Origin of the sequence: Pelagimonas phthalicica, from assembly GCF_004364805.1 — a bacterium.
In the GTDB taxonomy this organism is placed as follows: Bacteria; Pseudomonadota; Alphaproteobacteria; order Rhodobacterales; family Rhodobacteraceae; genus Pelagimonas; species Pelagimonas phthalicica.
Map to the genome: position 1 here is coordinate 16,723 of NZ_SOAP01000008.1, position 25,577 is coordinate 42,299.

General features: G+C 57.9%; 23 protein-coding genes and 2 pseudogenes. 22 read left to right on the forward strand and 3 right to left on the reverse strand.

Translation table 11 applies throughout. The features are described from left to right. Window positions 1–67: 67 nt before the first annotated feature. From CLV87_RS23180 to CLV87_RS23240, 13 genes are all read left to right on the forward strand, one after another. The gene (locus CLV87_RS23180) at window positions 68–1,837 is read left to right on the forward strand and encodes a thiamine pyrophosphate-binding protein (RefSeq protein WP_099249695.1); all 1,770 of its coding nucleotides are present in this window, start codon (window positions 68–70) and stop codon (window positions 1,835–1,837) included. Further along, complete coding sequence (locus CLV87_RS23185; protein ID WP_099249693.1) at window positions 1,837–2,871, forward strand: 2-hydroxyacid dehydrogenase; 1,035 nt, start codon at window positions 1,837–1,839, stop codon at window positions 2,869–2,871. The genes CLV87_RS23180 and CLV87_RS23185 overlap by 1 nt, the downstream gene beginning before the upstream one ends. A gap of 421 nt (window positions 2,872–3,292) precedes the next feature. Further along, window positions 3,293–3,820, forward strand: a complete 528-nt coding sequence (locus CLV87_RS23190) for a MarR family winged helix-turn-helix transcriptional regulator (RefSeq protein WP_235872048.1) — start codon at window positions 3,293–3,295, stop codon at window positions 3,818–3,820. 310 nt (window positions 3,821–4,130) lie between these two features. Continuing rightward, on the forward strand, window positions 4,131–5,120 hold the full coding sequence (locus tag CLV87_RS23195) for a TAXI family TRAP transporter solute-binding subunit (protein WP_076626055.1): 990 nt from the start codon (window positions 4,131–4,133) through the stop codon (window positions 5,118–5,120). A gap of 166 nt (window positions 5,121–5,286) precedes the next feature. Further along, window positions 5,287–7,191: a TRAP transporter permease gene (locus CLV87_RS23200; RefSeq protein ID WP_235872049.1), complete on the forward strand. Its 1,905-nt coding sequence runs from the start codon at window positions 5,287–5,289 to the stop codon at window positions 7,189–7,191. Between the two features lie 200 nt (window positions 7,192–7,391). Next, window positions 7,392–7,967 (forward strand): hypothetical protein, encoded by a 576-nt coding sequence (locus CLV87_RS23205; RefSeq protein WP_099249690.1) that lies wholly within the window; start codon window positions 7,392–7,394, stop codon window positions 7,965–7,967. Between the two features lie 311 nt (window positions 7,968–8,278). After that, window positions 8,279–9,559 (forward strand): Rieske 2Fe-2S domain-containing protein, encoded by a 1,281-nt coding sequence (locus tag CLV87_RS23210; RefSeq protein ID WP_040104545.1) that lies wholly within the window; start codon window positions 8,279–8,281, stop codon window positions 9,557–9,559. A 127-nt stretch (window positions 9,560–9,686) separates the two neighbouring features. Continuing rightward, window positions 9,687–10,832, forward strand: coding sequence for an alpha-hydroxy acid oxidase (locus CLV87_RS23215; RefSeq protein WP_099249687.1), 1,146 nt, complete (start codon window positions 9,687–9,689; stop codon window positions 10,830–10,832). 140 nt (window positions 10,833–10,972) lie between these two features. Continuing rightward, window positions 10,973–11,911 (forward strand): PDR/VanB family oxidoreductase, encoded by a 939-nt coding sequence (locus CLV87_RS23220; protein ID WP_099249685.1) that lies wholly within the window; start codon window positions 10,973–10,975, stop codon window positions 11,909–11,911. Next, window positions 11,868–13,088, forward strand: coding sequence for a Gfo/Idh/MocA family protein (locus tag CLV87_RS23225; RefSeq protein ID WP_255301772.1), 1,221 nt, complete (start codon window positions 11,868–11,870; stop codon window positions 13,086–13,088). The genes CLV87_RS23220 and CLV87_RS23225 overlap by 44 nt, the downstream gene beginning before the upstream one ends. Beyond that, window positions 13,085–14,077: an ABC transporter substrate-binding protein gene (locus tag CLV87_RS23230; RefSeq protein WP_176556057.1), complete on the forward strand. Its 993-nt coding sequence runs from the start codon at window positions 13,085–13,087 to the stop codon at window positions 14,075–14,077. Before CLV87_RS23225 ends, CLV87_RS23230 begins: the two co-directional genes overlap by 4 nt. Window positions 14,078–14,090: 13 nt before the next feature. Further along, window positions 14,091–14,534 (forward strand): hypothetical protein, encoded by a 444-nt coding sequence (locus CLV87_RS23235; RefSeq protein ID WP_096705143.1) that lies wholly within the window; start codon window positions 14,091–14,093, stop codon window positions 14,532–14,534. Window positions 14,535–14,561: 27 nt separating this feature from the next. Beyond that, window positions 14,562–15,500, forward strand: coding sequence for an EamA family transporter (locus CLV87_RS23240; protein WP_096705142.1), 939 nt, complete (start codon window positions 14,562–14,564; stop codon window positions 15,498–15,500). Here CLV87_RS23240 and CLV87_RS23245 read toward each other — a convergent pair. Next, complete coding sequence (locus CLV87_RS23245) at window positions 15,497–15,949, reverse strand: MarR family winged helix-turn-helix transcriptional regulator (RefSeq protein WP_235872050.1); 453 nt, start codon at window positions 15,947–15,949, stop codon at window positions 15,497–15,499. The two genes, CLV87_RS23240 and CLV87_RS23245, sit on opposite strands and share 4 nt — an antisense overlap. A 114-nt stretch (window positions 15,950–16,063) precedes the next feature. On the opposite strand from CLV87_RS23245, the gene CLV87_RS23250 reads away from it, so the two are divergent. The 4 genes and pseudogenes from CLV87_RS23250 to CLV87_RS23265 all read left to right on the forward strand — a co-directional run. Then, entirely contained in the window at window positions 16,064–16,429 is a 366-nt protein-coding gene (locus CLV87_RS23250; RefSeq protein WP_235872051.1) for a Rieske (2Fe-2S) protein, read from the forward strand. Beyond that, window positions 16,416–16,715 carry a hypothetical protein gene (locus tag CLV87_RS23255; RefSeq protein WP_040104531.1) on the forward strand — a complete coding sequence of 100 codons (300 nt, stop codon included), beginning with the start codon at window positions 16,416–16,418 and terminating at the stop codon, window positions 16,713–16,715. Before CLV87_RS23250 ends, CLV87_RS23255 begins: the two co-directional genes overlap by 14 nt. A gap of 41 nt (window positions 16,716–16,756) precedes the next feature. Beyond that, window positions 16,757–17,974, forward strand: a complete 1,218-nt coding sequence (locus tag CLV87_RS23260; protein ID WP_235872052.1) for an amidohydrolase family protein — start codon at window positions 16,757–16,759, stop codon at window positions 17,972–17,974. Window positions 17,975–18,368: 394 nt separating this feature from the next. Continuing rightward, window positions 18,369–19,031 (forward strand): annotated as a pseudogene (locus CLV87_RS23265) (IS3 family transposase); the annotation flags it as partial. A 331-nt stretch (window positions 19,032–19,362) separates the two neighbouring features. Here the strand turns inward: CLV87_RS23265 and CLV87_RS23270 are convergent. Next, the gene (locus CLV87_RS23270; RefSeq protein WP_082032860.1) at window positions 19,363–19,914 is read right to left on the reverse strand and encodes a MarR family winged helix-turn-helix transcriptional regulator; all 552 of its coding nucleotides are present in this window, start codon (window positions 19,912–19,914) and stop codon (window positions 19,363–19,365) included. 93 nt (window positions 19,915–20,007) lie between these two features. On the opposite strand from CLV87_RS23270, the gene CLV87_RS23275 reads away from it, so the two are divergent. The 4 genes and pseudogenes from CLV87_RS23275 (at window position 20,008) to CLV87_RS24240 (ending at window position 23,490) form a co-directional block, all read left to right on the forward strand. Next, window positions 20,008–20,718: an alpha/beta fold hydrolase gene (locus CLV87_RS23275; protein ID WP_099249722.1), complete on the forward strand. Its 711-nt coding sequence runs from the start codon at window positions 20,008–20,010 to the stop codon at window positions 20,716–20,718. A gap of 64 nt (window positions 20,719–20,782) precedes the next feature. After that, window positions 20,783–21,700, forward strand: a complete 918-nt coding sequence (locus tag CLV87_RS23280) for an alpha/beta fold hydrolase (protein WP_099249683.1) — start codon at window positions 20,783–20,785, stop codon at window positions 21,698–21,700. A 162-nt stretch (window positions 21,701–21,862) separates the two neighbouring features. Beyond that, window positions 21,863–22,562, forward strand: a pseudogene (locus CLV87_RS24235) (transposase); the annotation flags it as partial. A gap of 103 nt (window positions 22,563–22,665) precedes the next feature. Further along, window positions 22,666–23,490 (forward strand): universal stress protein, encoded by an 825-nt coding sequence (locus tag CLV87_RS24240; RefSeq protein WP_235872053.1) that lies wholly within the window; start codon window positions 22,666–22,668, stop codon window positions 23,488–23,490. Between the two features lie 79 nt (window positions 23,491–23,569). Here the strand turns inward: CLV87_RS24240 and CLV87_RS23300 are convergent, their stop codons facing one another. Then, window positions 23,570–24,535 carry a LysR family transcriptional regulator gene (locus CLV87_RS23300; RefSeq protein ID WP_235872054.1) on the reverse strand — a complete coding sequence of 322 codons (966 nt, stop codon included), beginning with the start codon at window positions 24,533–24,535 and terminating at the stop codon, window positions 23,570–23,572. A 301-nt stretch (window positions 24,536–24,836) separates the two neighbouring features. Between CLV87_RS23300 and CLV87_RS23305 the strand changes: the two genes are divergently transcribed. Continuing rightward, entirely contained in the window at window positions 24,837–25,499 is a 663-nt protein-coding gene (locus CLV87_RS23305; protein ID WP_099249681.1) for a 3-hydroxyacyl-CoA dehydrogenase family protein, read from the forward strand. The last annotated feature ends 78 nt before the right edge of the window (window positions 25,500–25,577 follow it).

A 25,577-nucleotide genomic window follows, 5' to 3' on the forward strand; every position in this document is an offset into this window, starting at 1 on the left:
TCTTATTTGGTGCGCCTTTCCAAATGGGGTTGCCGCACCAACACATCGTAAAGAGAGGTCTGAAGATATGAGTGAAGGAATTCCATTGCCGGTTGAGCGCCCAGTATCGTCGGATAGTTTGGGAGTTTGGGGTAGCGATGTATTTGCGGATATGTTGCGAGGTTTGGGGGTGAAGTATGTTGCGCTGAACCCTGGGTCGAGCTTTCGAGGTTTGCACGACAGCCTTGTGAACCACCTTGGTAATGAAGATCCGCAGATGCTGTTGTGTCTGCACGAAGAGCATGCGGTTGCGATTGCGCATGGCTATGCGAAAGTGACGGGGGAGCCATTGGCGGTGATCCTGCACAGCAATGTGGGTCTGATGCACGGGACGATGGCGATCTTCAACGCATGGTGTGATCGGGTTCCTGTGCTGATCTATGGTGCGACGGGGCCGGTTGATGCGGCGCTGCGGCGTCCTTGGATTGACTGGCTGCATACCTGCCGTGACCAGGCGTCGATGATCCGGAATTATGTGAAATGGGACGATCAGCCTGGCTCGATGGAGGCGGCGCTGGAATCGATGTTGCGGGCGGATGTGATTGCGCGGAGCGAGCCGAAAGGGCCGACCTATGTGAACTTTGATGTGTCGATCCAGGAAAAGCAGCACGCGCAGGCCCCGGCGCTGCCGGATTTTGCGCGTTACCAGCCGCCTTTGCCTGCGGCTCCTTCGGCCGAAGGCGTGGCACGTGCGGCGGACCTGCTGAAGAACGCCAAGGCGCCTGTGGTGCTGGCGGGGCGGGTGTCGCGCGATCCGGCGGATTGGGCGCGGCGTGTGGCCTTTGTCGAGGGGCTGGGGGCGAAGGTTCTGACGGATATCCGGATCGGGGCGTCTTTCCCGACGGATCACCCGCAGCATCGGGGTAAACCAGCCTTCTTCATCGACGACGCGGCGGGCGCGGTGCTGCGCGAGGCCGATGTGATCCTGAGCCTGGACTGGCTGGATGTCGCGGGTACGCTGAAACTGGCGGGCGAAGTGACGGCGCAGGTGATCCAGGCGTCGCTGGATTATCAGCTGCACAATGGCTGGGGGATGGAGCATCAGGCGCTGCCTGCGCTGGATCTGCACCTGGCCTGTGGCCCGGATGTTGCGATGCATGCGATTGCCGATGCCCTGGGTGTAGGGGCGGGCGAGATGCCCGGTGATTTGCCGGTCAAACCCGCGCTGAACGCCCCCGATGCAGATGTTGAGCTTGATATCATGACGCTGGCCGGGGCGCTTGGCGAAGGTTTGGAAGGTGTCTGTGCCAGCTTTGTGCGTTTGCCGTTGGGTTGGGCGGGCGAGGCGTGGCACTTCCGTCATCCGCTGGACTTCCTGGGTTCGGATGGCGGCGCGGGGATCGGCTCGGGTCCTGGGATGCTGATCGGGGCGGCGCTGGCGCTGAAAGACAGCGACCGGCTGCCTGTTGCGGTTCTTGGGGACGGCGACTTCATGATGGCGGCCTCGGCATTTTGGACGGCGGCGCATTATGGCACTCCGTTCCTGGCGGTGGTGTCGAACAATCGCTCGTTCTACAATGACGAGGTGCACCAGGAACGCGTGGCCGTGGCCCGCAACCGCCCGGTCGAGAACAAGTGGATCGGCCAGCGTATCGGTGATCCGGATATCGACATTGCCGGAGTTGCGCGGGCGCAGGGCTGCGAAGGGATCGGCCCGGTCTTTACCGCGGGCGAGCTGGTCGAGGCGATCAAACAGGGCGTCGAGATGGTGCGCGCGGGCAAGAGCGTAGTGATCGATGCACGTGTCCAGCCGGGGTATAACCCCAACATGGTCGCTGGCCTGACGCGGAGCGACTGATGATGACCCCGAAGATCTATATTGCGCAGGATCCTGTGCTGGAAGAGGTGTTGGACACCGCAACGGATCGGCTGCGGGCCGAAGGCTGGGAGGTCGTTCGCGGCCCCCAGATCACCCCGGGTGTTCCGCTGCGGCTGACGGGAGAGCAACGGCAGGCGCTGCTGTCGGACGTTGATATCATCGTGGCCAGCTCGCGGTCGCGGCTGAGCGAGGCGGATCTGGATGCCTCGCCACGGCTGCGGGCGCTGGTCTTTCCGACGATCGGGGTGGATGCGGTCGATCTGGAGGCCTGTGCCGCGCGTGGTCTGATCGTGGCCAATGGTGCAACGCCCGAGAACTTTCTGGCGATGTCAGAGGCGACAGTGATGCTGATGCTGGTGCTGCTGTACCGGCTGCATGAATCCGAACGCCTGCTACGCGAAAATGCGGGCCGGCCGCAGCAGATGTATGCGCGGATGGTGCGGGGCCGGACGATCGGCCTGATCGGGTCTGGCCGGATCGGGGCCGGGGTGATCGAGCGACTGCTGGCGTTCGAGCCGGCACAGATCCTGGTGCACGATCCGTTCCTGACACCGGATACCGCGCCTACGGGCGTACGGTTGGTGGAGCGCGACGCGCTGCTGACCACGTGTGATGTGGTGAGCCTGCATGTGCCGTTGAACGCGCAGACACGGGGCATGATTGGCGAGGCTGAACTGCGCATGATGAAGCCGGATGCGGTTCTGATCAACACCTCGCGCGGGGGTCTCATTGACGAGGATGCGCTGGTGCGGGTGATGACCGCAGGGCACCTGGCTGGTGCGGGGCTGGACGTGACGGAAACCGAACCGCTGCCCGCCGACCACCCGCTGCGCGGCCTCGACCGGGTGATCCTCACCCCGCATATCCTGGGCCACACCATTGATCTCTACACGGTCATGCCCGACGTCCTCGTCGAAAACGCAACACGCATCATGAAAGGTGATCTGCCGACATATGTCAGGAACCCCGATGTGGTGGAACGCTGGCGACAAAAGTTGAACGATCTGAACTGACCAGCCCCTCCGCGCGAACGGTGTGCACAGCTGAACTGCAGAGCCTATGTTCCTTGCACCTATTGAATGGCCGTGAACCGCGCCGGGTTTGCCGGAGGCGTTACACAACGGTTGCCCGGCGCTGTGCGGCACAGTGGTGCAAGGCAGGTGTCGGCGCATGATGGTCGCGTTCTGGAAAGCAACCGGCGCACAATCCCGACACAGGGGCAAAACCACCCCGGAAGAAAGTCCATACTCGGGCCCAACGATAGGCACCCCGTCTTCCATGTCTTGACTTTGCACCAAGGCTCGGCACCTATGTTGCGCGCGCCACGCTAGGGTTGTGCCGCCGCCAAAGGCGTGCGGCAGAACTCTGGAGTTCCTAGCTATCAAGTCCGGGCGGGCGCGCTGTTTGGATAAAAACCATGTGTGGAGACAGGCCGTGAGCGATGCGATGAAAGAAAAGCAAACAAGCCATGTGCCTGTCCGCCCCGACGAGCGCTTGGCCCGACTGGTGCGATTGGCGGCCCGCGGTTTCAACCGGGCTCTTCAACTTCGCCTGCAAACGGAAAATGTTACGTTCGGTCAGTGGATTTTCCTGCGCATCCTCTGGCAGGAAGACGGGTTGTCGCAACGCGAACTGAGCGACCGGGCGCATCTCACCGAACCCACCGCCCACACCGCGCTCATCAAAATGGAAGAATTGGGTTTCATAGAGCGACGCAACGTCGAGGGCAACAAACGGCGCCAGCACGCGTTTCTGACGCGGAAGGGCTTGGAGCTGCGCGACGTTCTCGAACCTCTGGCGCTCGAAGTGAACGATGCAGCGATGGCGGGACTGTCCAAGAAAGCTCAGGAAGACTTGCGACACGCACTTGCCGTGATGATCCGGAACCTCGAAAATGACGAACAGGATGCGGCCGCCAGAGGGGTCCGTGTTCCCCCGACCAAGGGCAACACAGAAAACTGAATCGCGAGCCATGCGTGCCGAGGGTCCGGCGCGGGCCATTCAATGGCGGTGGCGGACATAGATAGCCTATGGGGGCGGGGGTTTGAGGCCTGCTGCTCCGGGGCTCCACGGGTTGATAGTGCGTCACGACAAAGCACCTACGCCGGACACACGGCTTCGGCGTGTTCCGCGTCAGGAACTATGACCTGAGTGGCTTTCGCTGAACAATAATCTCGACTTCAATCAGGGTTGACGGGTGCGAGTGGATAGACTATTGGCATTAAAGATAGATATCTAATATTAGATGTCTACTGAAAACAGGGAGGAAGACATGAAATTTCCAATCAAAGCCGTTGCCGCATCGATCGGCCTTGCGGTTCTTGCGAGCGCTGCTTCCGCAGAAAGCGTTAATGTGACCCTTTCAGGCGGCAATCCCTCGGGGCTTTGGTCGCTTCTGGGCGCTGGTATTGACCGTGCCGTCAAGGCGGATGACCCGAGCGGCGTGGTGACCTATCAGGCCACCGGGGGTGGCTTTGCGAACATCGGCCTTCTGGGCCGTGAACGGACCGACCTGGGGATGGCACATGATGCCGAGATCAAGCTGGCCCTCGCAGGGGACGAACCGTTTGACGCGCCGATCGAGAACCTTCAAGCCATCGGCTACATGTACAACTGGGCGCCGATGCACTTCTTCATCAAGAAGTCTCTTGCCGAAGAATATGGCATCGACAGCATTGACGACCTCGCGACGTCCGGCGCGGCGATCCGTGTTGCGAACAACAATGCCGGGAACATCGTCGCCAACATCACGACCTTCATGCTCGAAGAGGCGGGCTACGACGAAGCCACGATCGAGTCCAATGGCGGCGTGCTTGTCCGCGGTGGTTCGTCACAGCAAGCAGATCTGATTGCAGACGGCCGCACCGATATGGTGATCAACGGCATTTTCATCGGACATTCGTCGTTCCGTAAAGTTGACGAGGGCAATGACGTCGTGTTGCTCAGCGTTCCCGAAAACATCATCGCTGCGACCAACGAGCGTTTCGGAACCGGCACGTTCACAATTCCAGCCGACAGCTACAAGAACCAGACCGAAGATGTCGTCACGCTCGCACTGGGTGCGATGGTAATCACTTCCGATGTACTGCCGGAAGAAACTGGCTACATGCTCGCAAAGAGCATCGCGTCCAATATCGACGAGATCCGCGGCGTGCATAAGGCGATGCAGGCGCTCACACCGGAACTTCTGACGTCGCAGACCACGCTGCCGTTCCATCCTGGTGCGGAGCGTGCCTACAAGGAACTGGGTCTGCTCAAGTAAGGTCGATCCCGCGATCCGGCCGGCGCGCGCTGCAACGACACGCGCCGGCCCACTCATGGACTGCACAGAGCAATGCCCCGCGGTGGCTACGTGAGATGTCACGTCATGTCATCGCGCGGCCCATACATCGCGGTTCTTTCTCTTCTCTGCCTTATACGGGGTCTACATGAATTTTCCTTCGCTTACAGAAACCGGTCGTCGTAGAAATTTAGGCTCGCCGATGAGAACCATCGTCATGGTTCTGGCGGCGGCATTCGCGGTTTGGGTAATCCACTCGAACCTCTTCATCATCTCCGATCCGCTCATTCAGGGCATTCTGTTCGTATCGGGCATTTTCACGATTCTCTTCCTCGCGATCGGCGCGACCTCGCGCGCGCCGGACAGCATTCCGATCTATGATTGGGTTCTCTCTGCGCTGAGCCTGGCCACAGGGGTGTATTTCTACGTGACCTCGGGAGCGATTGCGGACCGGATCAGTCTACTCGACGAATTCACAACCGATCAGTTTTTCTTTGGCTCAGCCTTGTTGTTTCTGACCATCGAAGCGACCCGCCGGACCACCGGCCTAGGCCTGACCGGCGTTGTCGCCCTCTTCCTGATTTATAATCTGTTTGGCTCTCTTCTGCCGCCGCCATTCGGGCATCGCGTCAGCGAGTTCAGCTATCTCTTGGATATTCTGGTTTTCACCACCGATGGACTTTTTGGCGTGCCGCTTCAGGTCGTTGCCAGCTATGTTTTCCTGTTCGTGATGTTTGGAACATTCCTGGCCAAGGCCGGGGGAGGGGACTTCTTTTTCAACCTTGCAGCGCTTGTGACCGGCAATGCGCGCGGCGGCCCCGCCAAAATCGCGATCATTTCGTCGGGCCTGTACGGCACGATGTCCGGGAGCCCAACATCCGATGTTGTTGCAACGGGGTCGATCACGATCCCTGTCATGAAGCGACTCGGCTATCGGGCACGGTTCGCGGGGGCGGTGGAAGTCGCGGCGTCGTCTGGCGGAAGCGCGATGCCTCCGATCATGGGGTCAGCAGCCTTCATCATGGCCGAGTATTCCGGCATTTCCTACAACGCCATCGTGCTCGCCGCTCTGGTGCCGGCGCTTCTATACTACACGGGTGTCTTCGCTCAGGTTCACTTCCGGTCAGTCAAGCACAACCTTCGACCCTCTGCAGACGAAATACCTTCAGCAAAGGAAACATTCAGGACCGGATGGGTTTTCCTGCTGCCGATCATCGGCATCATCGTCGCCCTCATTCTGGGGTATTCCCCGACCTTCACAGCCGGTGTCGGAGTTCTGGTAACCATCCTGTCCGCGATGATGCTGAAAGACACACGGCTGTCACTGTGGCAGTTGGTGGAAGGGCTGGGGGCGACTACGCTCCAGATTCTGCCAGTCGCCGGCGCTTGTGCCGCGGCCGGTCTTGTGATTGGCGGCTTGTCGATGACCGGCCTTGGAATGAAATCCGCGAACGTCATTTTGACTGTCAGCAACATGCAACCACTGCTGACACTCGTTATCGCCGCGGTCGTCACGATTGTTCTCGGTCTCGGGATGCCAACGCCCAGTGCGTATATCCTGGCAGCCGTGCTGGTCGGACCGGCGCTGGCAAAGCTCGGTTTCCCGACGTTGCCGAGCCAGATGTTTCTGCTCTACTACGCGATTCTCTCGGCACTGACGCCACCGATTGCTGTGGCTGCAATCGCGGCCTCAGCGATTGCCGACGAAGACCCCTTCAAGATCGCGTTCTCTGCAGTCCGGCTAGCCGTCGTCGGCTTCCTGCTGCCCTTCGCCTTCGTGTGGAACCCGGGTATCCTCCTAGAACTTGGCCCCCTGGCAAACACCTTGGCCGTCGTGGGTGCGTTTGCCGGAGCCCTCGCGGTCGCAGCCTCTCTGGAAGGCTTGGTCAAGACGCAACTCACTGCAATCGAAAGGGGCGTACTTCCCATCGCTGCGATTGGCGCCGTAAGCCCATATTTGGCGGTATCCGCGATCTGTATTTTGGTGATTGTCGCAATGCTAATCCGGCAGATCGCTTTCACGACAGAAAGCGCCCACGTCGACAGTGCCTAGCTGTGGCGCCTCAGCAGGTTGCCCCTATTGAAGTGCAGTCTGGTCATCGAGGGATTCAACCCAGAGGCGGCATTTGGTCTGGGCCAATTTTTAAGGTTGGTCCGGGCCGGTCGGCCTATGACACCGAACACAGGCGGCCACTTCCGTAGGTGGGAACTGATCATTTCGCAACCGGCGCAAAGTATGTCGAGGTTCAGAAAATGAATGAAACACGGGGGCCGGAAGAACTTGGGCCAAAACAGCTTAGTATTGGCGCCGACGCGATCTCCGAGCTGTCGGTTTCAATCAGAGCGCCCCTTGTACAGGCTGCGGTCGTCGCGAAGGCGATCAACGATTTCGTTCCCGATCACCTAGATTGCTGCCGACCTGACAGGCCAGTGTCGGTGCAGAACCAGACTAGCTCTGAGGAGTTCACCTTTTTGCTTACCCTGCGTGGGGAAGAAATATCCGAGTCGCTCCGAGACGAAATGGCCGCATTGGCCCGTGACCTCGAAGAGAGACTGAGCTTTGCTTTGGTGGCGGAAGGACACCAGGTGTCGGCCAACGATACGGACCCGAAACCGCCAGCCGCGCCGCGCTACTGGAAGGCCTGGGTCGCCAGCATGTTGGGTGTCTATCCTCTGCTGATCCTTATCTACTACGCGCTGCAACCGCTCACGCAAAACCTTCCAGGGCCGATGTCTCTGTTTCTTGTTGCGCTGGTGCTCACCGGAGTGAACGGTGTCTACGTTGCGCCGTTTCTGGGCAAAAGCTTGCATCCATGGCTCTCACGGTGAAGCGAGATGGTGCGCTTGCCGGGACTCATGCACAGGCTGGCCGCCATGACACCTCAGTGACGGGCCCGGCAAGCCGCTGTCGGGGAGGTTCCGGACCACAATTGCGCGAAAGTATCTCGGTTTTGCGATCTCGTCAGCTTGATCTAGTTCAGAACCCGCTATTTCGGACAACAAGTTAGGTCGATACCTACAACGCGGGCAAAAAAAGTGGCAGGCTACGTTGACAGATAAAACTTAGAGAGCTAAGAATAATTGAGAGGTCGAAAACCACTCATCCACTGAAAGAGTCGGATGCCATTGGAGGAGCCCAGATGCTTACACCCGAAGAGAATGAACTGCTTACACGCGTAACGGGGGATGCCCCGATGGCGCGACTTATGCGTCAGCATTGGACGCCTGTATGCCTGATCGAAGAGGTTGAAGAGTCGGACGGCAAACCGCTTCGAGTCGAAGTTCTCGGCGAAAGCTATGTCGCGTTCCGGGATACCAAGGGTCGTCTGGGAATGCTGGATGAGCTTTGCCCGCACAGAAAGGCCTCTCTGGTCTATGGCCGTAACGAGGAATGTGGGCTGCGCTGCCTCTATCACGGCTGGAAGATGGATGTTGAAGGCAATGTCGTCGCAATGTCTTCAGAGCCGGAAGGCAGTCCATTGATGGACAAGGTCAAACATCGTTCCTACCCCGTGCGGGAGTGGGGCGGCTTCGTCTGGGCTTGGCTCGGCGAGAAAGATGATATGCCCGAGTTCCAGCCGCCGGCCTTTGCGCCAACCGAAGACACCCCAGTTTCGATCCTGAAGATTCGCGTGCCCGCCAACTGGGCGCAGATTCACGAGGGCCAGATCGATAGCGCGCATTCATCATCGCTCCATTCCTCGAATATGGTTCCGGCACGGGTCGAGGGCGCCGCGGCGGACGACAAATCATGGTACCGCCCGTCGACAGACAAATCTCCGCGTATGCAGACTGAAACCACGAGCTACGGTTTCCATTACGCGGCGATCCGTAAGCCGATCAAAAACGCTCAGACGCATAACTATCTCCGGATCACCGAATTTATCGCGCCCTATTATTCGCTGATTCCGCCGAACAACAACTACCGGGTCGCCAGCGTCATCGTGCCGATCAATGACGATGAGACAGCGTTTCACTTCATAGCCTTCGACGGACCGAACGTTCCCTCCACCAAAGAGTGGCGCAAGTTTGCCCATGCCGTACCGGGTGAGGACGTGGACCATAAATGGCGCTCTCTCCGGACGTTGGAGAACGACTTCAAGCAGGACCGCGAAAGGATGAAAGAGGGCCACTTTACCGGCGTGGACGGCATTCCGAACGAAGATATTGTGATGTGGGTTTCGATGGGTAGCCGCGTGCAGCGTCACACGGACATTCTTGGGGCCTCCGACCTAGCGATTGTCGAGTTCCGCCGGCTCATGGCCGATGCGGCAAAGAAAGTCGCCGAAGGTGGCCAGGCAATCGGCACCGACTCGAAGATTCCGCAAAGGGTAATCGCCTCTCACGAGGGCGTGTATCCTAAGGACGTCGATTGGCGAACACTGGTAGACACGTCGAGCAAGACGGAAGCGGCCGAATAACTTGCGCACATGTTTCCTCCCTGAACCGTCCAAAGCCTCAAGGGGTTTTGGGCGGCTCTTTTTTCGTGGTGCCGTCGGACTTTCATAGCTTCCCTCGACGGTTTCTGCTCGACGGGCGACAGGCGTTATGACGACAGCAATCAATATCGAAGACTTGCGAGCGCAGGCACGGCGTCGCCTGCCACGGGTGGTGTTCGATTATTTGGATGGGGGCGCGGAATCGGAGGTGACGCTGCGGCGCAATCGCAGTTCCTTCACGAATATCGTTCTCACGCCGCGAATCCTCAAAGGGGGGAGCGTCGATCTCACCTTGGAGCTGTTCGGGGAAACATACTCGAAGCCGTTTTTCATAGGGCCGACAGGGCTGAATGGGCTCTACTGGCCCCAGGGAGATCTGCACCTCGCCGCTGCGGCCGAACGGGCTGGGGTCGGTTTCACGGTTTCGACCGCCTCGAACACGACGCTGGAAGAGATCGCGCGGAGGAGCAAGGGTCCCCTCTGGTTCCAGCTTTATCCTTGGGGGAAGGGCGCATTCGCTGATGCGCTGATCGACCGGGCGCAGGCGGCCGGTTACTCGGCTCTGGTACTGACTGTCGATTCACTCGTGGGCGGCAAGCGCGAACGTGATCTGCGGCACGGCTTCGCCCACGAAATCCGCATTGGCCCCCGGACTGTTCTCGATGGGCTTCTGCATCCTGCTTGGCTGACCTCCGTATGGCTCGGGCCGCACCGTCCCAGACTTGAGAACCTCTTGGACTTTGTCGGAAACAGCGCGAGCGACAGAGAACTGGCCGAGTTTACCCGATCTCAGCGGAACCCGGAGTTTTCATGGGAACATGTTCGCCGCATTCGGGAGAAATGGAAAGGCCCGCTGCTGATCAAGGGTATCATGTGCCCAGAAGATGCGATTGACGCGCAACGCGCCGGTGTGGATGGAATCGTCGTCTCGAACCATGGTGGCCGTCAGCTTGATGGCGCTCCTGCCACCATCGACGTACTCGCAAATATCATCGCGGCTCTTGATCGGAAGTTCCCGGTTCTGCTGGACGGCGGCATTCGTCGCGGCAGTGACATCGTGAAAGCGCTCACCCTGGGCGCGAAGGGCGTTCTGCTGGGTCGCGCGCCGCTCTATGGCTTGGCGGCGCAAGGCGAGGCGGGCGCGTCACGGGCGCTTTCGATCCTTGAAGAGGAGATGACGAGGACCATGACCTTTGTGGGCGCAAGATCCGTGTCCGCTGTCTCAGGTGTCAACGTCGAAACGCGACGGCCATAACAGGTTCCTCCACTAGTAGCACCTGCACGTTCTCGATGGCTCGCCCAAGGTTGAGGATGACTGCGCAGCACATGGTCTGTTGACACACATAACTTAGCTATCTAAACAATTTCACAATCACGACCAAATGGGAGGACCTCATGGAGAATATCAAGATGCGCGTCGAGAAACGGCGTGACTTGACCCCGAGCATCGCCGAATTCACCCTGGTGCCGGTTGGGGGCGATGTGCTCCCTAGTTTCGATCCTGGTGCTCACATCACCTTGGAAACTCCGTCCGGAGCGATGCGTCGCTATTCGCTGATCAACGATGGCAGCGACCCAAAGGAATTTGTTGTCGCGATCAAAAAAGAACCGAATTCGCGTGGGGGCTCCGCGTCGATGCACGAACAGGCGACCGTCGGGTCCGAGTTGACAGTCGAATTCCCGGAAAACGATTTCCCGCTAACCGATGTTCAGAAGTACCTGCTCATCGCCGGCGGTATCGGGATCACGCCGATTCTGTCGATGGCACGGTATCTCGACAAGAAGGGCAAGATGCTCAGAATCATCTACGTCAGCCGCAGTCCGGAGGAATCGGCCTATCTGGATGAACTGATGAGAGATTTCGATGGCCGGATCATTGTGCACCATGACGGCGGCGCTCCGGATGCAGTCTACGATTTCTGGGACGATCTCGTCACGCCCCGTGCCACTCACGTCTTCTGTTGTGGTCCGAAACCGCTGATGGATGAAATCAAGGCCGTTTCCGGGCACTGGCCGGAGGGGCGAGTTCACTTCGAGGATTTCAAGCCCATCGATGTGGTGCGCCAAGACGATGTCTCTTTCGAAGTGGAGCTGAAAAAAAGTGGCGAAACCGTCACGGTGCCCGAAGATCGTTCGATCTTGGAGGCATTGCGTGACGCCGGATTCGCAACGTCCAGCTCCTGTGAAAGTGGCACATGCGGCACCTGCAAGACCCGCCTCCTCGAGGGGAAAGCTGACCATCGCGACATGGTGCTTATGGAAGAGGAAAAAAGCGACCATATAATGATTTGTGTATCCCGCGCGCTATCGGGGAGGCTGGTTCTTGACCTCTGATCCCGTCCGCCTCGGAGTTGCGGGGTTGGGGCGGGCTTTCATGCTGATGGTCCCCACCTTTGATGCCGACGCACGCGTCAAGCTCACGGCCGCGGCCGCGCCGAGGGCGGAAAGCCGGGCCGCATTCGAAGAGCAATACGGCGGTGTCGCCTATCCGACTGTCGAGGATCTATGCGCCGATCCATCTGTGGAAGCGATCTACATCGCCACCCCGCACCAAATGCATGTAGATCACGTTCTGGCCGCGGCGCGCGCTGGAAAGCACATTCTCGTGGAAAAGCCGCTCGCGATCTCGATGGAAGACGCCGAGACCATGGTCGCCGCCGCGAACGAGGCGGGGGTTCACCTGATCGTTGGGCCCAGCCACAGTTTCGATCCGCCGGTCGAGCTGGCCGCGCAGTTGATCGCGAGCGGCAAGTTCGGCCAGCTGAGAATGATCCAGGCCCTTAACTACACCGACTTCCTGTATCGTCCCCGACGCCCGGAGGAGCTGCGCACCGAAGAAGGAGGAGGGGTGCTGTTCAGCCAGGCCATCCACCAGATCGACGTGGTCCGACGGCTTGCGGGCGGCATGGGAGAGAAGATTTATGCCATGACGGGGGCATGGGATCCAAAGCGTCCAACAGAAGGCGCCTTTACGGCGCTGATGAACTTTGAGGGTGGATGCGTCGCCAATCTCACCTATTCGGGCTATGCCCATTTCGATAGCGACATTTGGATGAACGACGTCGGAGAGCTGGGGCAGCGAAAACTCGCCGGCGCCTATGGCGATGCAAGGCGGGCGCTGATGGCCCTCGATCCCGATGACGAGGCGCGCCTCAAGACGACGCGCACATTCGGCAGCGGTAAGACGGTCGACGCAAAGCACAACGAGCATTTTGGCCCAGTCATCGCGCTTTGCGACCGTGCCGACCTAAAGCTGACTCCGGACGGAGTTGAAGTATTTGGTGACACCGAGCGTGGCTTCATCGAAGCGACATTCGGGCCCGCGCCACGTAGAACCGTGAACGATGCACTGGTAGCCGCTGTCCGCCAGAACAAGGCCCCCGTCCAGACGGGCGCGTGGGGTCTGGCAAGCCTGGAGGTTTGCCATGCGATCCTGCAGTCCGCCTCGACCGGCCAACCTGTCGACCTGCGGCAACAATGCAAAACAAATGAGGAGGAACAAACAGGATGAGCAATCTCAAACTATCCCTTGCCATGGGAAATTATGACCGAACGCGTGCCATCGTGGATGGAAGAGTGCAGATAGACGGTGTCGATCCCGTGCCCATGCTCCTGTCCCCAGAGGAAATGTTCTTCCGGGCGTTCCGCCACGAAGCGTTCGATATCAGCGAAATTTCGTTGTCCTCCTATTCGATCTCGGTCGCCCGCGGAAATCCGCACTATGTCGCGATCCCGGTCTTTCTGAGCCGGGCGTTCCGTCACACTTCTGTCTACATTCGAACCGACAAAGGAATCGAAACGCCTCAGGATCTGAAGGGCAAGCGCATTGGTATCGCCGAATATCAGCTGTCCGCCAATGTCTGGGTGCGCGGCATTCTCGAAGAGGAATACGGTGTCAAACCCTCCGACATCATCTGGGTGCGCGGCGGTATGGATACGCCGGGCCGGCCCGAAAAGATCAAGGTTCAGTTACCCGGCGATATCCGCATGGAAGAGGCGCCGGTCGGCAGCACGTTGAATGGCATGCTCGAAGCCGGTGAGATCGACGGCTTCGTCGGCCCGCGTTGGCCGCGTTGTTTCGCCGAGCGGCATCCGCACGTAGGTCGGCTTTTTGCAGACAGCATCGCTACGGCCGAAGCCTATTTCGAAAAGACCCGGATCTTTCCGATCATGCATGTTCTTGGGGTGCGCCGCAGCCTCGCAGAGGAATACCCGTTCTTACCCGCCGCCCTGCTCAAGGCGTTCACGCAATCGAAGCTGCTAGCAGAAGAGGCCCTGTCGGATACCTCTGCAACGAAAGTAACGATGCCCTTCGTCGAGGATAATCTCAACCGCGTGCATGCGCTAATGGGTGACGACCCCTGGAGCTATGGCGTCGGCGGCAACGCCCATGTCCTGAACAAGTTTTTGGATTACCACGCGAGTCAGGGACTGTCGCCGCGCCGAGTGGAGATCGAAGAACTGTTCCATCCCTCGACCCTAGAAGCCTACAGCCTTTAAGAGGAGCGCCACAATGGAAGAGTACGCACCCGGAGATATCGTCGAGGTCGAAACAACGAAGGGGCTGGCTTACGTACAGCTCACGCATACCCACCCGAGCTATCCTCCCGTGGTCAAGTTCCTCCCGGGGTCTTACGAACACCGGCCCGACAATGTGACTGTATTGGCCGAAAAACCCGCACCGATGGCCATGGTCCCCCTAACGGGGGCATTGAATCGGTTAGGGTTGAAGCACGCGCTTGCCGGACGGTCGGACATTCCGCATTCGGAAAGAAGTTTCCCGATTTTCCGGATGCCGATTCGCGACAAGCAAGGCAAGATCATCTATTGGTGGTTCTGGGACGGCCAGGGGTTGACCTATTCTACCGAGCTGATGGCGCAGCAGGAGACGCTGCCAATGCGCGAGGTTATGTCTTCAGACCACTTCCTGGATCAGTTGCTGACCCATGACAAGTAGCAGGTACAATCCGCGCCGACACGCGCGATGACCACCGCAGGGTTCGGCGGCCTCTTGGCCGCGTTCGGAGCGTTCTGCTACGCCTTGAGTTCGGTTTCCATTGCCAAGAGTTCGCAATCGGTTCAGGGCCGCGGCAACGACGTTCTTATCTCTGTGCTGATGACCGCCGTTGTCTCCGGGGCGCTTTGGCTGCTCCTGGGCCCAACGATGCCGGAACTTGGACTCGGTGCGCTCATTGGTGCGGCTTATTTCGTTGCAGCCGGGGTGCTTGGCAACGTTGTCGGCCGTCTTACGCTGTTCCGCTCGGTAGAGCTTGCCGGAGCCATCGAGACCGGTTTCATCCGACGCCTGATACCAGTGTTTGCGGCGCTGTTGGCGTTCTTTCTGCTCGGTGAGGTCATCACGACACCTGTGGTCATCGCCTTCTTCCTGGTTACCAGCGGCGTGGTAATCATGATGTCACGCGCTTCGGTCAAATCGGCTTCTGACTTGGCGGTCGGAGATCCTGACCCTCGAGAGAAGAACAAGGGCCGGGCGATGGCCGTAGCGTCCGCCGCCGGGTATGGCGGCTCTTTCGTCTCCCGAAAGCTCGCGATGCAGACTTTGCCGGACCCTCTGGCCGGAGTTTTCATCGGTGCGATGACGGGTCTAATGTGGTTTGCGGTCTCCTGGGTGTTCCGGTTCAAATCGCGCAACGCGTTGTCCTGGCGAATTCAGCGGCCGAGCAGGTGGCAACTGCTGGCTGGCAGTTCGATGACCGTTGGGCAAGTGGCGCTGTTCTTTTCACTTATGTTCACTGATGTGACCGTCGTCGCGATCATGTCTTCGATCGAGATGTTCTTTGCCGCCTGGCTCGCAGGCCACATCTTCAAAACCGAACGGCGCCCGGGTCCCAGATTCTACCTGTCGTCTGCACTAGCCGCGACCGGTGTGACACTTCTCGCCCTTGCGCCAAGGTTTGGTTAGCGGGACTGGCAACACGCGCTTGCGAGATTATCTAGAAGCTTGTCCATCGCAGCGAAAAGGTGACCCAACTCGTCGGGTTCAAATCCCGTCGAGGCGTGATCTGCCGCGAGACGCGCAGATTTCATTGCGCCATCTATCCTTCGAAGGCCTGAGTCAGTCAGGTCGACATGAACCACGCGCCGGTCGGACTGGCTGCGGTTACGCGTGATAAGATCTCGCTTTTCGAGCTCGTCCAGTACGCGTGTAGATGACGCCTTTTCGATGCCCAGCAACCCGGAAAGCTCGGATTGTTTTAGTTTGCCTTCCTCTCTCAGGCACCGGAGATGAATGTACTGCGCCATGCTGAGCCCGGTTTCGCGCAACTGCTCCTGCAGCAGCTTACCATAAAGATGATGCGCCAGGCGGAGTGACGCCCCAAGACCACGTTTCCTAGAAGGTGATTGCGGCACGATTTGCGCCCCCTAATTTAGATGTCTTATTTCTTGACAATTCTAAAGCCACTCTTATAGTAAGGCAATCTTACTAACTTGAAGCAAGACTGGGCAACAGACGGAGGAGCTATAATGCCAGAAAGATTGCTATGTGCGGTGTCGGACTTGAGCGACAAGACGGCAAAGATTTGCGAGGTCGACGGGGTCGAGATCGGGGTCATTCGGCACAAAGGAGACATCGTTGCATATAAGAACGTGTGTCCGCACCAAGGTGGCCCGGTATGCGAAGGCCTAAAGATGCCGCAGGTCTGCGTCGAACTCGACGACCAGCAGCGCGCGCTCCGGCAGACCTTCAACGAAGACGAATTGCATTTCGTTTGCCCGTGGCATGGCTGGGAATTCAAGATTGCGACGGGCGAAGCCGTCGGCGATCCGAAGTACAAAATGAAACGTTACAACGTGGTGGAAAAAGGAGGAGAGGTCTATGTCGAAGTTTGACCAGATAACCGCTGAAGCTCCTGCTCTGGAGGCATCGGTCGATGCTGTCCTGAATGCACTTCGCAACCCCGAAAGCAGTGGCCTGCGCGCCGAGCAACTTCAGGCGCTGCTTTCACACGCTGTGACCGCATATGCGAAACTTCGCGAAACCAATGACGGCTTGCCCGCATTCCCACGAGACAACGATGTCTCGGCGACAGCTGTCGCCATCGCCGCGACCGGCATTCTCGATGCTGCCGATATGGCGGTGTTCGAGTTGGGCATGTGGCAGACGCTGAATCCGTAACACGAGGGGAGAGAGATAAAATGTCTTTAACGGGCACCACGATGAACTACAGCTCGGATAACGATCCGGCAATCCAGGAATTTAACACCAGCAAGCTGCTGAAGAACGCACGTAAGCAAGCGGAAGATCGCAATTACAAAGACTTCTTCATTTGCGATGTGGACAGCCACCACTATGAGACTGAGGCCTTGCCGGAAATCCTGCAATACATGGACGACCCGGTGATGCGCCATCTTGGCTTGTCAGCCGGTAACGTTGGCCGCGCCGGCCTTATTCCGCAGGCGATCGGTTCGCAGGACATGGCTGGGCGCGTGACGCGCTATGCGGGTCGGAACAAGGAAATTGTCCCCGAAGAGCCGCACCGCGACATCACTTTGGCACGGCGCTGGATGGACGCGATGGGTACGGATATGGCGTGCCTTTTCCCAACCCCAATGCTGTTGTTGGCAACGCACCCCCAAGTCGAGGTCGAGGTGGCAATGGCCCGCGCCTATAACCGTTGGCTGAGCGAGCGCATTCTTGAAGAAGACAATCGCCTCGTATCCATGGTCTATCTGCCCATGAACGAGCCGCACGAAGCCGAGAAGATGATTGACGAGTTCGCCGAAAAGAAAGGCGTCGTTGGGTTCCTTTCGACTGGGTATCTCAAGCGGCCAGTGCATGACAGCGCAAACATGCGTATTTATGCCAAACTGGAAGAGCATGGAATGCCTCTTGGCTTCCACGCGGCTTATCACTGGGCCGACACCTCGTTGGCACAGCTGAACAAGTTTATCTCAGTTCACGCGCTTGGTTTCAGCTTCTGTAACATCATCCACATGACCAACTGGGTTATGAACGGCATGCCCGAGCGTTTCCCAAAATTGAAAACCATGTGGATCGAAAGTGGTCTGGCTTGGGTTCCCTTCCTGATGCAACGGCTGGACAACGAGTACATGATGCGTACATCCGATGCCCCGCTCTTGAAGAAAAAACCCAGCGATTACATGCGCGAGATGTTCTACTCTACGCAGCCGATGGAGCTGGTGGACAACCGCGAAGCGTTGGAGGTCACCTTCAAGATGATAAACGCAGAATCGCAGTTGCTCTATTCGTCCGACTACCCGCATTGGGATATGGATCTTCCGAGCACGATCTATGATCTTCCGTTCTTGGACGAGAAGGCCAAGCGGAGCATTCTAGGTGGAAACGCGCAGAAACTGTTCAATCTTGACCCAGTTATGTCCGAGTGGAAACTGGAGGCAAACGCCAAAGGTTGACGCCGTTCTCGTCGTCCGTTTCCAACAGGACACGCATATACGGATCGCTGCGAGGCTGCCCGGAGAACATCCGGGTGGCCTTTTTCATGCTCGAGCGGCGCGCAGTTTGTCTAACGGCGTGAGCGTCCGTTGAACCCGCCCTAACGGTGTCGAGGATGATGTGACCCCCGGAATCGCCCTCGATTCTGGTTAGGGTTTTTCGCTAGATTTCCCAGGCTGGGAGAGGAGCGGAAACGCATGAAGGCATCGAAGTTCACGGACGCGTAGAAGGCGTTCATCATCAAGCAGGCCGAGGACGGGACGCCCGTCGCGGAGGTCTGCCCGAAAGAGGACGCTGGTCGATGAGATGCTGGCGGATTGGCAGGTGTCGATCCGCCAGGCCTGTGCGGTGATCCGGTTCGGATACCGTCGTGTCCATGTGCTGTTGAAGCGCGAGGGCTAGGAGATCAATGCTAAGTAGACCTATCGCATTTACAAGGAATTGGGCATGCAGCTCAGGAACAAGACGCCCAAGCGGCGGGTGAAGGCGAAGCTACGAGAGGACTGTACGGAAGCCGTTGGGCCGAACGATGTCTGGGCCATGGACTTCGTGCATGACCGACTGGCAACGGGGCGGAAGATCAGAGTTCTGACGGTTGTCGACACCTTCTCAGGCTTCGTGCCGGTGCTTGATCCGCGGTTCAGCTATCGAGGCGAGGATGTGGTCGCTACGCTCGAGCGGGTATGCCGCCGTATCGGCTATTCGGCCACGATCCGGGTCGACCAGGGCAGCGAGTTCATCTCGCGCGACATGGACCTTTGGGCCTACCAGCGCGGCATCACGCTCGACTTCTCGAGACCAGGCAAACCGACGGACAATCCCTTCATCGAGGCGTTCAATGGGCGATTCCGGGGAGAATGCCTGAACAGCCATTGGTTCATGAGCCTTGAAGATGCGGCGGAAAAGTTGGAGGCTTGGCATAGAGACTACAACGAGGAACGGCCGCACAGCGCCATCGGGCACAAAGTCCCGGCGTACCTGATGAAAACAGCGCACGACACCAGCCCGTGTACCTGATCAAAGGGCGGAAACTCTGACAACCGCCGAGGGCGCGTTGGGTAGCACATTACATAGGCGGCCCAGGAAATCTTCTGTCACACGTTTGATGGAGAAAATCTGGTCGTTGTTGTCTATATCTTCCTCCGATCTGCGGTCATTCGAAATGGCCTCTGATTTTAGGTGAGCATGCTCTTGCGGTTCCACTCTTCAGCAATTTTCTGCCCACTTGACTGGTCACCGCCGATTGGAATGTCGGCTTTTTTATCGCTGACGGGTGAGGTCCTAGGTTTCCAAAGGAAATAGCCGCCCACTGCACATGCAATAAGAAGTGCCCCTTTGACGCTTGGGGTTAATCGACGAATTTACGGCGCATGCGCCGTGCGCTCGCATCCAGATCGTCGCTCTTGCCAGTCCAACCTGGAACGCCGCCAGCGATCTTCGTCAGTAGCGACATATATTGCCGCCGCTCCGCCTTTGAAAGGGGCGCCAGCATGGACGCCTCCCTGGCCATGAGTTCGGGAATGAATGCACTATACGCACGCCGTCCCAGATCGGTCAGGTAGAGCAATTGACGGCGATTATCACCCGGATCGACATCTCGTGTAATCATGCCATTTTTGTTCAGCGCGTTAACTGCACGGCTTACATTGGTCTTGGAATGACCGGTCAGATCGCACATTTCCTGGGCCGCCACGCCATCGCGAAACGACAAAAAAAGCAGCAAGATCGCCTCGGATCGCTTCAGGCCAAGCTCATTTTCAATAACCCTGAATAAGGGCTCTCGATAGAAGTTGAGAATATAGGAGGCTTTGTAGGCGAACGGTATTTCAGTACCGTTCAGGATCACATCGCGGTCCTGTAAACCCACATCCTTCTCATTTTTGCTTTCATCGGGTTTCATAGTTGCAATTGGGACTAATTATAGTTGCATATGGAACGAATTCATCCTATCATATATACACTGAATAACATCTTAACGCCATGGGAGGTAATCATGAAAATCATATTGGTGCATGGAGGCTGGCAGGGCGGCTGGGCGTGGGACGACGTCGCCGCAGCGCTTGAAGAGAAGGGCCATGAGACCTTCCACCCCACAATGTTGGGCCACGAAAAGGACGACGACAGGGCCGGGGTGACAATTTCCAAAATTGCCGACGACCTCATTGCCAGGATCAAGGACCAAGGCTGGACAGAGTTCGCAATAGTCGGACATAGCGGCGGCGGCCCGCTGGCGCAATTGGTGGCTGACGCTATGCCGGATGCAGTAAAAAACATTACCTTTGTGGACGCCTGGGTCCTGCACGATGGCGAATGCATAAATGATGTACTGCCCGCAGAACTCGTGGGAGGTCTGACCGCGATGGCCAGCGCATCTCCTGACGACACGGTCCCCATGACCCGGGAGTTGTGGGGCAGAGCTTTCATGCAGGACGCCAATGCGGAAAGCTTGGACCGGCTTGCGCAGCGGTTGATACCCTGCCCGATGGGATGGCTCGATCAACCGATCCGCCTCAACAGCTTCTGGGCGAAGAAACACCCATCTGCCTACGTCTTCCTCAAAGAAGATATGGCCATGCCTGCTGAGGTCTATCGCAACATGGCGTCCCGCCTGGAAAATCCCAAAACCGCCGAAAGTCCCGGCAGCCATCAGGCGATGATGACACGCCCACGCGAATTGGCCGACGCCATCGACAGCGTCCTCTGATGCGTCCCAATGCATTGATCCCTGGAGGGTGCAGCTTCAGGTTGCCCCAAGGCAATGGAATCCAATGATTGAGGACGCATGCCTGTCCAAAACATCCGGCCCCCTTGGGCTGGATTGCGTTTACGCCGACATCATTGCCCCGGCTGACACCGATTTCGCAAGAACCCACGTCATGGTACACGGCGGCATGCACACTGGCGCCTGCTGGATGCGGACGCCGGATAACCGGGAAGGTTGGGCTTTACGGCTCGCTCGCACCGGTGATCGCGTCATATGCGTCGATTGGCCGGGGTGCGGCCGCAGCGGTTATGTCCCGCCCGAAAAGTTGACGGGACAGCTCGTTGCCGACCAGATAGCTGCGGCGGTAAAAACTCTCAAGGGCGAAATCATCCTCTGGACCCATTCTATGGGCGGCGCCATTGGCTGGCGGATTGCCGAATTGCTGGCCGGCCGGCTCAGCCGTTTGGTCGCGATCGCGCCTGGCCCGCCTGGCAACATCCAGCCAGTCGCCAAACTGATGTCTCAAGGCCCGGATCGATTGACCATGGAATTTGCCGGCGTTCCACTCGATGTACATCCGAACGGGCCGGTTGTGCTCAGCCATGAGGCAGCCCGCGCCAAACTCATAGGCTCAAGCACGCAGTTTCCCCGTCAACACACTGACAGCTACCTTGCCGGACTGCAGGCAGTCCCTCGACAACTTTTTCTGGAGCGTGTCAATTTCGAAGGTCAGCAATTGCGAATGTTGACCCCAAATGCACTGGCCGGGACCCAGGTTCTGATTGTCACCGGCGACAGCGACCCCGATCATCCCCCCGCTACGGACTCCGCTATCGGCGATTTCCTGACGGAACAGGGGATGATCAGCCGCTTTGTATACTTACCCGACCATGACATCACCGGAAACGGACACATGATGATGCTCGAACGCAACAGCGATCAGATCCTTGATCTTATCCTAGTTCTTATCAACGAGTCGTAGAGAATCAGCCCAACGCAAACACAGGATACGGGCTCTGCTCAGCGCTCGTCCAGTTGAGAAAATGGTGGGTATGACAGGGATTGAACCTGTGACTCTGGAGCAGCCCCCTGAAAGTGGTCCACCAACTGGGATAGCTTTGTCCCATAGATTGGAGGATCAGCGATGGCTGCAAAACGAGAGAAGCCGAAAGATATTGTATCTAAGCTTCGACAGGTTGAAGTGCTGCAGGGACAAGGTGTGACACTTGTCGAGGCGGTGCGTCAGATCGGCGTGACGCAGCAAACGTTTTATCGATGGCGTAAACTTTATGGCGGGATGCAGCAGTCACAACTTGCTCGGCTGAGAGAGATTGAGAAAGAGAACCAGAGGCTGAGACGGGCGGTGTCTAATCTGAGCTTGGACGAGCTCATTCCAACCGAGGCAACCAGGGGAAACTTCTTAACCTTCGCGTCGCCGCAAGTGCATTGACCAAGTTCGGCAGGGACTGGGCGTGTCTGAGCGCCGCGCCTGCCGTACTTTGGCCCAGCACCGATTCACGCAGTGTAAAATTCCGCTGGGCTGTGTTGATGAGACACGTTTGACAGGCGACATCATCGAGCTGGCCGATTAATATGGGCGCTATGAATATCGGATGGTGACGGGTCCGCTGAACAACGCGGGCTGGCTGGTGAACCACAAGCGGGTCGAGCGCATCTGGCGACGCGAAGGGCTGAAGGACCCCAAAAAGCAGAATAAAAAGGGACGGCTCTGGCTGAACGACGGGTCGTGTGTGCGCCTGCGGCCCGAGCGACCCAACCATGTCTGGTCCTACGACTTCGTCCAGGACCGCACCGCTGATGGCCGGGGCTATCGGACGCTTACTAGCGGCGATCGCGACCCGGCTATCTCTTGAAGTGCGGCAAAAAACATAGACATCTAAGTAATCAGATGATAGCGTGCCTTAGCGTTCGATCAGTGAGGCGAAGATGAGCATCAAGAATATCCTTATTACGCATTCCGGGAGTGCTGGATTCCCGAGTGGCGTAGGTCATGCGACAAAAATTGCGGCCAAGCACGATGCATGGCTGACGGCGGTATATGGCAGCACTTCTTCCTACTTCGAACATGTTCTCGGCCTGACCGAAGACCTTCTCGGCAAGCTCGGAAATGTGCGGAATGAGAAAATCGAAGCTGCTCGAGCCTTTTTTGAGGAGCAAGCTTCTTCGGCTGGAGTGGCCGAACGGTCGCGTTTTGTTATGCCAAGCGAGATCGGAAAGTTAAGTTTGCCCGAAATCGCACGTAATTTTGATTTTGTGGTGACAGGCTACCACTCGAACCTTCCTACCGATGAATTTCGTGCTGTGAACCCCGATCTCATGGCACTACAAAGCGGCCGCCCAGTCCTTGTTGTACCCAATGGATACTCCACCGACAAACTTGGTTCACATGCTCTCGTCGCCTGGGATGGAAAGCGCTCGGCAGCCCGAGCGCTCAACGACGCTATGACGATCTTGGAGGAGAGACCGCGCAAGGTCACGATCTTGAGCGTTGGCGCGAGCCTGCCGAAAATGCCCGAAGGAACAGACATTGTCACCCACCTCCGACGCCATGGTGTTGACGTGGAACAGGTCGAGCGCCCCAAAGGCAAGAACGGCATAGCCGACGTTATTCAACGGACCGCTGCCGAGTTGGGGGCAAAGTTGATCGTGATGGGGGCTTTCGAACACAGCAAGTTTTCGCAAGACCTGTTCGGGGGCGTTACCCACGAAGTCATCAGGAGCAGCCAAGTGCCGGTGTTCATGTCCCACTGACCGCATCGTCGTGCCCTTCGGAGGGTGTCCTTTGCATGGCTCGCAGTGTCGCCCCCCGCGCGGGGCCTTCTGTACATGATCATGCAGGCTCGGCGAAGGATTGGCGGATTCGATCCATGAGCTGAATTTGCGGCGCGGAGAACACCGTCTTCTTGTCGTAGACTAGGAACAGTGGCATCGCAATTTCCAGCTCTGGTGTATCCACAAGGCGAAGCCCCGACGCCTCTGGGTCCCTCGGCAATGCGCTCTTGAAGACGAAACCGGCCCCGACATCGGCGCGGATCGCATTTAGGATCGGCTCGGGATGCCCGAAGGCCAGTACGCTGTTGGTTCTCACAACCCCAGCGGCGCGCAGCACCTCGTCGATGAGTTCTCGCGCCATTTGCCCCTTCGGCGGGGTGATCAGCGGCAATGTCCCTAGCTCATCGATATAAGCGACATCGCCGACCAATCGGCTCTCTATCGCGGCCACCAGATAAAGCGGCTCGCGCCAGAGCAATTCGATCTCCAACCGTGAGGTGTCGCGATTGTGATCAACCAAAGTGATCCCGAAGTCGCAATCCCCAAGCAGTACTGATTCCGTGGCAAGGTAGGGGCTGGCCATCGACACCGAAATCCTGGCTGATGGGAATTCCTTTTTGAACGCAATTATAGTTTCAGACAATTTGTAAGTGCCGGCCACCATCGACGAGGCGATCCGCGTTCGGCCAACCAGACCTTTCTTGATGTCTGCAAGGTCAAGAAACATATCTGAGCTGCGCTGAATAGTTTCCTTCGCCCAGGCAAGAGTGCGACGCCCGGCTTGTGTTAGTTCGATGTTGCGCCCAGCCTTGCGCACCAACTTGACACCAAGGCTCTTCTCAAGACTGCGCAGGTGGGCGGTAACTGCGGGTTGCGCGATATTCAGATACTCCGCCGCGCGGGTTACACTGTTGAATTTGGCGATCGTGCAAAAGACGTGCAGCTTGTGCAGCGTGAGGTTGCGCGACCGAAGCAAGTCTTTCGACAGCGTGTCGTTCGGTTCTTCTGGCCGATCTTTGGGCAATTCCTGTTCTCCTGTGTCAGGCATCCGGTTTGATGGCTCGGAAGCATACCAAAACCACAATAAATCAGTCGGGCAAGTTCAGGAATCAACTCAGTTGATTGAGCGCCCGGCATTAAATCATAACCATAGCCATATATATTGTCGACGTTTGCGTATTGGACGCGAGGCCGCTCGGCATCGCACAATCGGAACATTCCTGATCCTCGCGCGGCTATCGCAGCGGCTCGGGTGAAACAGTCGGCTATAAGCCTGTCGTCCAGAAGAGGCGAAGGTTCATACCATTTCAAGGGAGGAGGAAAGTTTGAAGGAATTTGCGTTCGGTACGGAGCCGCCCGGGTCCGGTAGGATTTGCGTCGTCGGGGCCGGATTCATGGGATGCGTCATCGCGACACTCTATGCGCATCACGGCTATGATGCGGTGATCTGCGACAGCAATCAGACCATGCTTGACACTTATGTGGAGCGGGCCCGCCCGATCGCGGCAGGACTGGTCGAGAATTCGGATGCATCGGAGGCCATGCTAGCCGGAGTGACACTTGAGCCGGATCTTGCAAGCGCAGTCGAAGGGGCCTTCCTCGTGCATGAAGCAGTGCAGGAATCCCTGGAAGTCAAACAGGCCCTGTTCGCGGAACTCGACAGAATCTGTCCAGAAAACATGGTGCTGGCAACCAACACCTCGTCCTTCCTGATCTCCGACATCGCCGCGCAAATGACGCGCAAAGAGCGGATGATGGGCATTCACTATGTTACTCCGGGTCATATCGTTCCGGTAATCGAGTTGATCCACGCGGCCGATACACCGGCGGAGTTGGTGGCATGGAGCCGCAAGCTGGTGCAGAACATCGAACATGTTGGTGTCGCGATCCTCGAACGTCCAGGCTTTCTTGTGAACCGGATCCAGTTCGCCATGCTGACCGAGATCTATCGTCTGATGGACGAAGGCCTGGTGTCGCGTAGCCCTTAATTGTGAGATGAGAAATCCAACGAAATCAACGGCCTTGCTTTGCCCTTAAATATGATATTTTGCCTTTAAATCCGATAT

Bases quoted from the DNA above. Each gene is read 5' to 3' on its own strand.
- CLV87_RS23180 (WP_099249695.1), top strand. From the start codon at position 68: ATGAGTGAAGGAATTCCATTGCCGGTTGAGCGCCCAGTATCGTCGGAT.
- CLV87_RS23185 (WP_099249693.1), top strand. From the start codon at position 1,837: ATGATGACCCCGAAGATCTATATTGCGCAGGATCCTGTGCTGGAAGAG.
- CLV87_RS23195 (WP_076626055.1), top strand. From the start codon at position 4,131: ATGAAATTTCCAATCAAAGCCGTTGCCGCATCGATCGGCCTTGCGGTT.
- CLV87_RS23200 (WP_235872049.1), top strand. From the start codon at position 5,287: ATGAATTTTCCTTCGCTTACAGAAACCGGTCGTCGTAGAAATTTAGGC.
- CLV87_RS23205 (WP_099249690.1), top strand. From the start codon at position 7,392: ATGAATGAAACACGGGGGCCGGAAGAACTTGGGCCAAAACAGCTTAGT.
- CLV87_RS23210 (WP_040104545.1), top strand. From the start codon at position 8,279: ATGCTTACACCCGAAGAGAATGAACTGCTTACACGCGTAACGGGGGAT.
- CLV87_RS23215 (WP_099249687.1), top strand. From the start codon at position 9,687: ATGACGACAGCAATCAATATCGAAGACTTGCGAGCGCAGGCACGGCGT.
- CLV87_RS23220 (WP_099249685.1), top strand. From the start codon at position 10,973: ATGGAGAATATCAAGATGCGCGTCGAGAAACGGCGTGACTTGACCCCG.
- CLV87_RS23230 (WP_176556057.1), top strand. From the start codon at position 13,085: ATGAGCAATCTCAAACTATCCCTTGCCATGGGAAATTATGACCGAACG.
- CLV87_RS23235 (WP_096705143.1), top strand. From the start codon at position 14,091: ATGGAAGAGTACGCACCCGGAGATATCGTCGAGGTCGAAACAACGAAG.
- CLV87_RS23240 (WP_096705142.1), top strand. From the start codon at position 14,562: ATGACCACCGCAGGGTTCGGCGGCCTCTTGGCCGCGTTCGGAGCGTTC.
- CLV87_RS23250 (WP_235872051.1), top strand. From the start codon at position 16,064: ATGCCAGAAAGATTGCTATGTGCGGTGTCGGACTTGAGCGACAAGACG.
- CLV87_RS23255 (WP_040104531.1), top strand. From the start codon at position 16,416: ATGTCGAAGTTTGACCAGATAACCGCTGAAGCTCCTGCTCTGGAGGCA.
- CLV87_RS23260 (WP_235872052.1), top strand. From the start codon at position 16,757: ATGAACTACAGCTCGGATAACGATCCGGCAATCCAGGAATTTAACACC.
- CLV87_RS23270 (WP_082032860.1), bottom strand. From the start codon at position 19,914: ATGAAACCCGATGAAAGCAAAAATGAGAAGGATGTGGGTTTACAGGAC.
- CLV87_RS23275 (WP_099249722.1), top strand. From the start codon at position 20,008: ATGAAAATCATATTGGTGCATGGAGGCTGGCAGGGCGGCTGGGCGTGG.
- CLV87_RS23280 (WP_099249683.1), top strand. From the start codon at position 20,783: ATGATTGAGGACGCATGCCTGTCCAAAACATCCGGCCCCCTTGGGCTG.
- CLV87_RS24240 (WP_235872053.1), top strand. From the start codon at position 22,666: ATGAGCATCAAGAATATCCTTATTACGCATTCCGGGAGTGCTGGATTC.